At 73.6% G+C, this 6,379-nt stretch carries 5 protein-coding genes; 3 read left to right on the plus strand and 2 right to left on the minus strand.

From position 1 onward, the window contains the following. Together RBH18_RS42570 and RBH18_RS42575 are read left to right on the plus strand one after the other, a co-directional pair. Positions 1-532, plus strand: a 532-nt coding sequence (locus RBH18_RS42570; protein WP_306216209.1) for an acyl-CoA dehydrogenase family protein, incomplete at its 5' end; no start/stop codon positions are given. A 118-nt stretch (positions 533-650) separates the two neighbouring features. After that, a complete protein-coding gene (locus RBH18_RS42575; protein ID WP_372339075.1) occupies positions 651-3,092 on the plus strand; it encodes an ATP-binding protein in 2,442 nt (813 codons plus the stop codon). 360 nt (positions 3,093-3,452) lie between these two features. On the opposite strand, the gene RBH18_RS42580 is transcribed toward RBH18_RS42575, so the two are convergent. Further along, positions 3,453-3,953, minus strand: coding sequence for a MarR family winged helix-turn-helix transcriptional regulator (locus RBH18_RS42580; RefSeq protein ID WP_306216211.1), 501 nt, complete (start codon positions 3,951-3,953; stop codon positions 3,453-3,455). A gap of 92 nt (positions 3,954-4,045) precedes the next feature. On the opposite strand from RBH18_RS42580, the gene RBH18_RS42585 reads away from it, so the two are divergent. Continuing rightward, the gene (locus tag RBH18_RS42585; RefSeq protein ID WP_306216212.1) at positions 4,046-4,627 is read left to right on the plus strand and encodes a YceI family protein; all 582 of its coding nucleotides are present in this window, start codon (positions 4,046-4,048) and stop codon (positions 4,625-4,627) included. Positions 4,628-4,946: 319 nt separating this feature from the next. Here RBH18_RS42585 and RBH18_RS42590 read toward each other — a convergent pair. Continuing rightward, a partial coding sequence (locus tag RBH18_RS42590; RefSeq protein ID WP_306216213.1) for a Hansenula MRAKII killer toxin-resistant protein 1 occupies positions 4,947-6,379 on the minus strand: 1,433 nt, incomplete at its 5' end.

Raw genomic sequence — 6,379 nt, forward strand, 5'->3', positions numbered from 1 at the left:
CTGGTGCGCGTCGGATACCCACGAGCTTTCCTTCGACGACGTACGGGTGCCGGCCGCGAACCTGCTCGGCGAGCGCGGCCGGGGGCTGGCACAGTTCCTGCGGATCTTGGACGAGGGGCGCGTCGCGATCGCGGCCCTCGCCACCGGGCTGGCGCAGGGCTGCGTGGACGAGTCCGTGCGCTACGCCCGGGAGCGTCCCGCGTTCGGCCGGCCCATCGCCGCGTACCAGTCGGTGCAGTTCATGATCGCCGACATGGAGTTGCGCGCCCGCACCGCCCGGCTGGCCTGGCACGACGCCGCGGCCCGGCTGAGCGCGGGGGAGGACTTCAAGCACGAGGCCGCCGTGGCGAAACTGCACGCCAGCCAGGCCGCGATGGAGAACGCGCGGTGGGCGACCCAGGTCCACGGCGGATACGGCTACATGAACGAGTCGGCGGTCGGCCGCTTCTACCGCGACGCGAAGATCCTGGAGATCGGCGAGGGGACGTCCGAGGTGCAGCGCATGATCATCGCGCGAGGCCTCGGGCTGTAGGGCCCGGAAGATCCTGGACTCCAGGGCAGGATTGGCGGCAAATCCGGCGGCCCAGGCGTCGGTTAGTCGACAATCCACCGTCCCCGCTCGGCATTCATCGTCATGTCTGCCTAGGTTCATGCTCATGACGTCCGATCACGGGGCGGACCAGGAAGGTCCGGGATTCGACGCCGTGCTGCGCAGCTACCGGCTGCGGGCGAAGCTGACGCAGGAGGAGCTGGCGGCACGGGCGGCGGTGGGGGTGCGTACGGTCCGTGATCTCGAACGGGGCCGGGCCTCGCGGCCGCAACGTTCCACAGTGGAGCTGCTGGCCGCGGCGCTCGGGCTGGCCGGGGCCGACCGGCTGGCCTTCCTCGCCGCGTCGCGCGGACGCCCCTCGAAGTCGGGGCCGGCCCCGCGCTATGTGCGGCTGCCTCCGGCGAACGACCTGATCGGCCGGGACGGCGACGTCGCCGAGCTGGTCACGCGCCTGTCGCAGCCGGTCGGCGAGACGCCGCGCGGCATCACGCTCGTCGGCCTGGCCGGGGTGGGCAAGACCAGCCTCGCCCTGAGCGTGGCGCACAAGCTGACCGACGCGCATCCGGGCGGAGTCGCGGGCATCGTCGTCACCGACGGCTCGACCGCCGGCGAGGTGCTCGGGGGAGTGGCCGCGGTCTTCGGCGTCGGCCGGCCCGAGGACCTCGTGTCGCGCATCGCCGGCCGCTCGACACTGCTGCTGATCGACGCCGTGGAGCGGGCGCCCGAGGCGGTGGCCGAAACCGTCGCGCGACTGCTCGCCCAGCACCCGAGCCTGCGCTTCCTGGCGACCGGCCGGCATCCCGTGGGCCTGCCGACCGAGCGGGTGTGGCCGGTCGCCCCGCTGGTCGCCCCGCCCGCGATGGCCGGGCCGACGCTCGCCGACGTGGCCGGCTACCCGGCGGCGGCGCTGTTCATGGACCGCCTCGTCCAGGTGCGCGGCGCGCCGATCGAGCCGGAGGAGGTCGAGCCGCTCGCCGCCCTGGTCAGACGGCTGGGCGGGCTGCCGATCGCGCTGGAGCTCGCGGCGGCGCGCGGGCGCCTGCTGACCGTCGCCGAGATCTACGACAGGTACGGCGACCGCGTCCTCGACCTCTCCGCACGACCGGCCGACGGCGGAGTGGTCTCCGTCCGGGACGCCGTCGCGGCCAGTTATCGCCTGCTGACCGTCGAGGAGCGGCACGCCCTGCACCGGCTCGCCACGTTCCGCAACCGGTGGTCGCTTGACCTCGCGGAGCAGATCGTCGACAGCCGCCCCGCCACCGACGTCGTCCACCTGCTCGACCGCTTCCTGGAGCTGGGCATGCTCAGCGCCCGCGGCGCCCGGGCCTTCCGGTTCCGGCTGCTCGACGTCGTAGGGGACTTCGCGCTCGAACAGGCGGCCGCCCAGGGCGACCTCCCGGCCGCCCGGCGCCGGCATGCGGAGGTGCTGGCCGACCTCGCCCTGGCCATCGCGCCCGACCTCAAGGGCGCCCGGCTGGCCGAGGCCGCGGCCCGGCTGGACGACGTGGCAGGCGACCTGGGCGCCGCGCTGACCTGGGCTGCCCGTGAGGATCCGCACACCGCGCTGCGGCTCGCGTCCTGCCTGCCGCGCTGGTGGCGGTTCCGCGGCCGGGACATCACGGGCCGGCAGTGGTTGCGCCGCCTGCTCGCGGACCCGCGGACGGCCGATGCCGACCCCGCCGTACGCGCCTGGGCCAAGGTCGGCCTCGCCCAGCTCGCGCTGCAACACGGCTCCGGCGCCGAGGAGATCGACTCCGCGCAGTCGGCGCTCGCGGAGTTCCGGGTGCTGGACGACGTGTCGGGACAGCTGACCGCCCACACGCAGCTGGCGGCGCTGTGGATGACGGCCCGGGTGTTCGACCGGGCGCGGGAGCACGGCGAGGCCGCGCTGGAGCTGGCGCGCGCCGCCGGCCGTACGCAGGACATGGCCATCGCCGAGAACAGCCTCACGTGGCACGAGGTCCGCCGCGGTGACCTCGCCGCCGCCCGCAAGCGGCTGGCGGAGGTCGACCGGCTGGCCAGCCGCTGCGGCGAGCACCGGATGCGGGCGATCGCCGTGGCCAACCTCGCCGAGGTCGAGCGGCTCGACGGCAACCTGGACGAGGCCGTACGCCTGGGGCGCGCCGCCATCGCCGAGCTCGAGGAGGTCGGCGACCCCGGGCACCGGCGGCGGGTCCTCGCCACGATCGGCAAGGCGCTGGCCGAGGCCGGCCGGGACAGCGAGGCCGCCGAGGTGCTGGCCGAGCTGCGGCCCGCGGACTCCGGCGCCGTGCCGGACGGGCCGGCCGCGATCGTGGACGCGGCGGTGGCGCTGCGCCGGGGCGAGGACAAAAGAGCTGCCGAGGGGTACGCGACCGCGGCGCGCGCGTACGAAGGTGGCTACGACGCTCGGGATGTCGTCGAGGCGCTGATCGGGCTGGCCCGGGCGACCGCGGATCCGGCGTCGCGGGCGCGCGTGCTGGCGCAGCTGGCGGACATGGTGCGGGCCGGCAACATCGCCCTGCTGCCGCGGGAACGTGCTGTGCTCGATGAGCTTGATTGATCGGCGCGGGCCTGGAGCGTGGACGGCCGACGCTTCGTGCCCCCCACAAACGTCGGCCGTCGACACGCCCCAGCGAGGCCTCGTCCTGCCGGTCACCACGAGAAGTCGTGCCCGGCGGGACAGGGCCCAGACGCAGCGAGGACGAAGGCTCCCCCGTTTGCCCCGCCCCGGCCTCGGCCGCGCCGCGTCCCCTGCGGAGATCACCCTAGCCCGGCTGCGCTGGTGATTTGTGGGTATAGGTGGTTTTCGACCCCGTCGCGAAACGGTTCTGCCGGTAGTTCTGCCGGTTGCTCACCCGCCCGTGTCACGCCTCGGGGCGCCGTCCTCACGCAGACCGACGCCGCCGCTCACGCACTGCCGTCAACGCGTGGGCGCGGGCAGCTCGTTCTCGGTGCCGGCCGTCGCGCACGGGTTGACCGCGTCGCGGATCTTGCGGAGGAGGCCCAGCAGCTGGTCGAGCTCGTCCGCGCCGAGCCGGCCGATGAACCACTCCTGCATGAGCTGCAGGTGCTCCGGCAGGATCTCCTCGAGCCGCTTGATGCCCGCGGGCGTGATCACCGCGTAGGAGCTGCGGCGGTCGCTCTCGCACGCCTCCCGCCGGATCAGCCCCTCACGGTCCATGCGGTCGACCACGCGGGTCACTCCGCTGGTGGACAGGGAGGTCTGGCCGGCGAGGTCGGTCATGCGAAGCCGGTTGCGCGGCGACCTTGCCAGCCGCATGAGCACCTCGAACTCGACCGGCGAGAGGCGGTGCTGCTCGAACTGGGCGGCGAAGCGGTTGGTCAGCCCGGTGTACGCCTCGGCGAAGAGGCCGAACGCCGTCAACCGCGGGTCATTGAAATCAGCTGCCACGCGAACCATCCTAGCAGCGGTCTCTTGACACGTGGAATATTGCGCGGCATATTGTTGCTCCGTCAGACAAACACCTGGCTCTGCCCCTGAGAGGATCTGTCATGACCGACACCAACGCTTCCGGCATCCGCGAGTTCGAGGGCCTGCAGTTCCCGGCAGCCGGCACCTACGAGCTGGACGGCGCTCACAAGCGCGTCGGCTTCGTGGCCCGCCACCTGATGGTCAGCAAGGTCCGCGGCCAGTTCGCCGAGGCGACCGCCACCATCACGGTCGGCGAGGACCCGCTGCAGTCCGCCGTCGTCGCCGAGATCAAGGCCGCCAGCATCGAGACCGGCCAGACCGACCGCGACAACCACTTGCGCACCGGCGACTTCTTCGAGGCGGAGAAGTACCCGACGATCACCTACCGCAGCACCGGCATCAAGTCCCACGCGGGCGCCGAGTTCGTGCTGAACGGCGAGCTCACCATCAAGGACGTCACCAAGCCGGTCGAGCTGCTCGTCGAGTTCGAGGGTGCGACCGTCTCCCCGTACGGTCAGCAGGTCTTCGGCTTCAGCGCCAGCACCGAGATCGACCGCGAGGAGTGGGGCCTGACCTGGAACGTCGCCCTCGAGAGCGGCGGCGTCATGATCGGCAAGAAGATCAAGATCGAGATCGAGGGCGAGGCCATCCGCCAGGGCTGAGTCCCGCCCACGCAGGCCCAGCGCGGCCGCGATCCCGCGACACCCTCGGCTCACGCCGGTGTTCCAGCGCGGCCGCGATCCCGCGGGACCCGGCTCGCGCCGGTGTTCCAGCGCGGCCCCGATTCCGCGAGACCCCCGGCTCACGCCGGTGTTCCAGCGCGATCCCGCGAGACCCCCGGCTCGCGCCGGTGTTCCAGCGCGATCCCGCGGGAGCGCCGCTCACGCCGGTGCCGCGGCAGGGTCGTGGTCCCGCGAGGCCACGTGAACCGAAGAAGCGCCGCCCCGAACGGGGTGGCGCTTCTCGCATGTCGCGCCGAAGTCAGGAAGCGGACGGCCCGGCGGGGTCGCCAGGTTGTGCCGACTGCGACGGAATTTGCTCGGTGACCGTGGGATTCGGCTTCGCGGCCGGCTTGCGCGGAGTGGACTTGGCCGGGGCATTGCGGGGAGCCGGCGCCTTGGCGGTGACAGCCTTCGCCGGGGAGCTGCGAGCCGCGGTCGTCTTCGTTGCCGGAGTCGCCTTCTTCACCGCAGTGCCGGGCGACCCCGCGGCGTCGGACGAGCCCGCGCCGCCGGACGAGCCCGCGCTGCTGGACGAGCCCGGGGCGTCGGACGAGCCCGCGCCGCCGGGCGGGGCCGGAGCATCCGTCGCGCGTGGAGAGGTCGTGGTGGCGGAGCTCGTCGCCTTGCGAGCGGCCGGGCCGCCGGGGTTGATGCGGGCGACGGGCGGATCGCTCGGTGGCGGCTTCACGGTCGAACGCTTCACGGGCGCCGGCGCGGCGGCACGGGAGTCTGCGGCCCTGGAAGCTCCGGAGAACTGCGCGGGGACCGGCGCGACCGCGGAAGAACTGGCAACAGCGGCCGAAGCGGACACGGCCGCCGGCCCGGCAGAATCACTCGAACGATCGACGGCGCGGGCGGGACGGCGGGCGGCAGACTGCCGGGCGACCGCCACGGCGGCGGCCGAACCCGCGAGGCCGGCGAGCACGGCGTAGGGCGCGATCAGGTACGCCGACTCGAGCGCTCCGAGGGCACCCCGCAACTGCGGCGCCAGCACGAAGAACGACGCGGCGACCAGGAGCGGACCCACGGCGCCCGAGGTGGCCGCGCCTGTGCCGTGGTTTCCTCGCCGGGCTGCGGGAGCCGCGGCGAGCACGCCGATCGCGAAGGCGGCCGCGAGGGTCAGCAGCGCACTCGGCCAGTAGATGGTGCCGATCAGACCGCCGGTGTCGACGGCCGCGAACTGCCAGCTGGTCAGGTAGGTCGCGGACGGGCGGCGCCAGAAGACGTCCATGACGACCGCGGCCACGGCCAGCGACCACAGCCAGGCCGCCGTGACGGCGAGGTTGGCGGCGACCGGGCGGGACACGACCGCCCAGTAGGCGACCACCAGGCCCAGGACCACGCCGGCGACGGCATAGCCACCGGCGATCGTCTCGGGGGAGAAGGTGCCGGTGCGTACGGCCTCCCGGGCGGGCAGAGCGACCAGCGCAACCGTCAGCAGGGCGCCGACCGCCGCGGAAGCCGACAGTGCGAAGCGCCACAGCATGCCCGTCGTGCGGCCCAGACGCCCGGCAATCACCGCTCCGAGCACCGTGGCGCTCGCCGCGATCCAGGTCGTCCAGCCGAGGCTGCCCAGCCACACGCTGTCGTCAGTGGTCGCGACGGCGGGCCACACCACGACGCCCAGCCCGTAACCGAGCCCGATCTGGGCGGCACTCGTCCCGGCCGCCACTCCCGCCGCGGCTGCCACCT

It is taken from the genome of Actinoplanes oryzae (assembly GCF_030757795.1).
Taxonomy (GTDB): domain Bacteria; phylum Actinomycetota; class Actinomycetes; order Mycobacteriales; family Micromonosporaceae; genus Actinoplanes.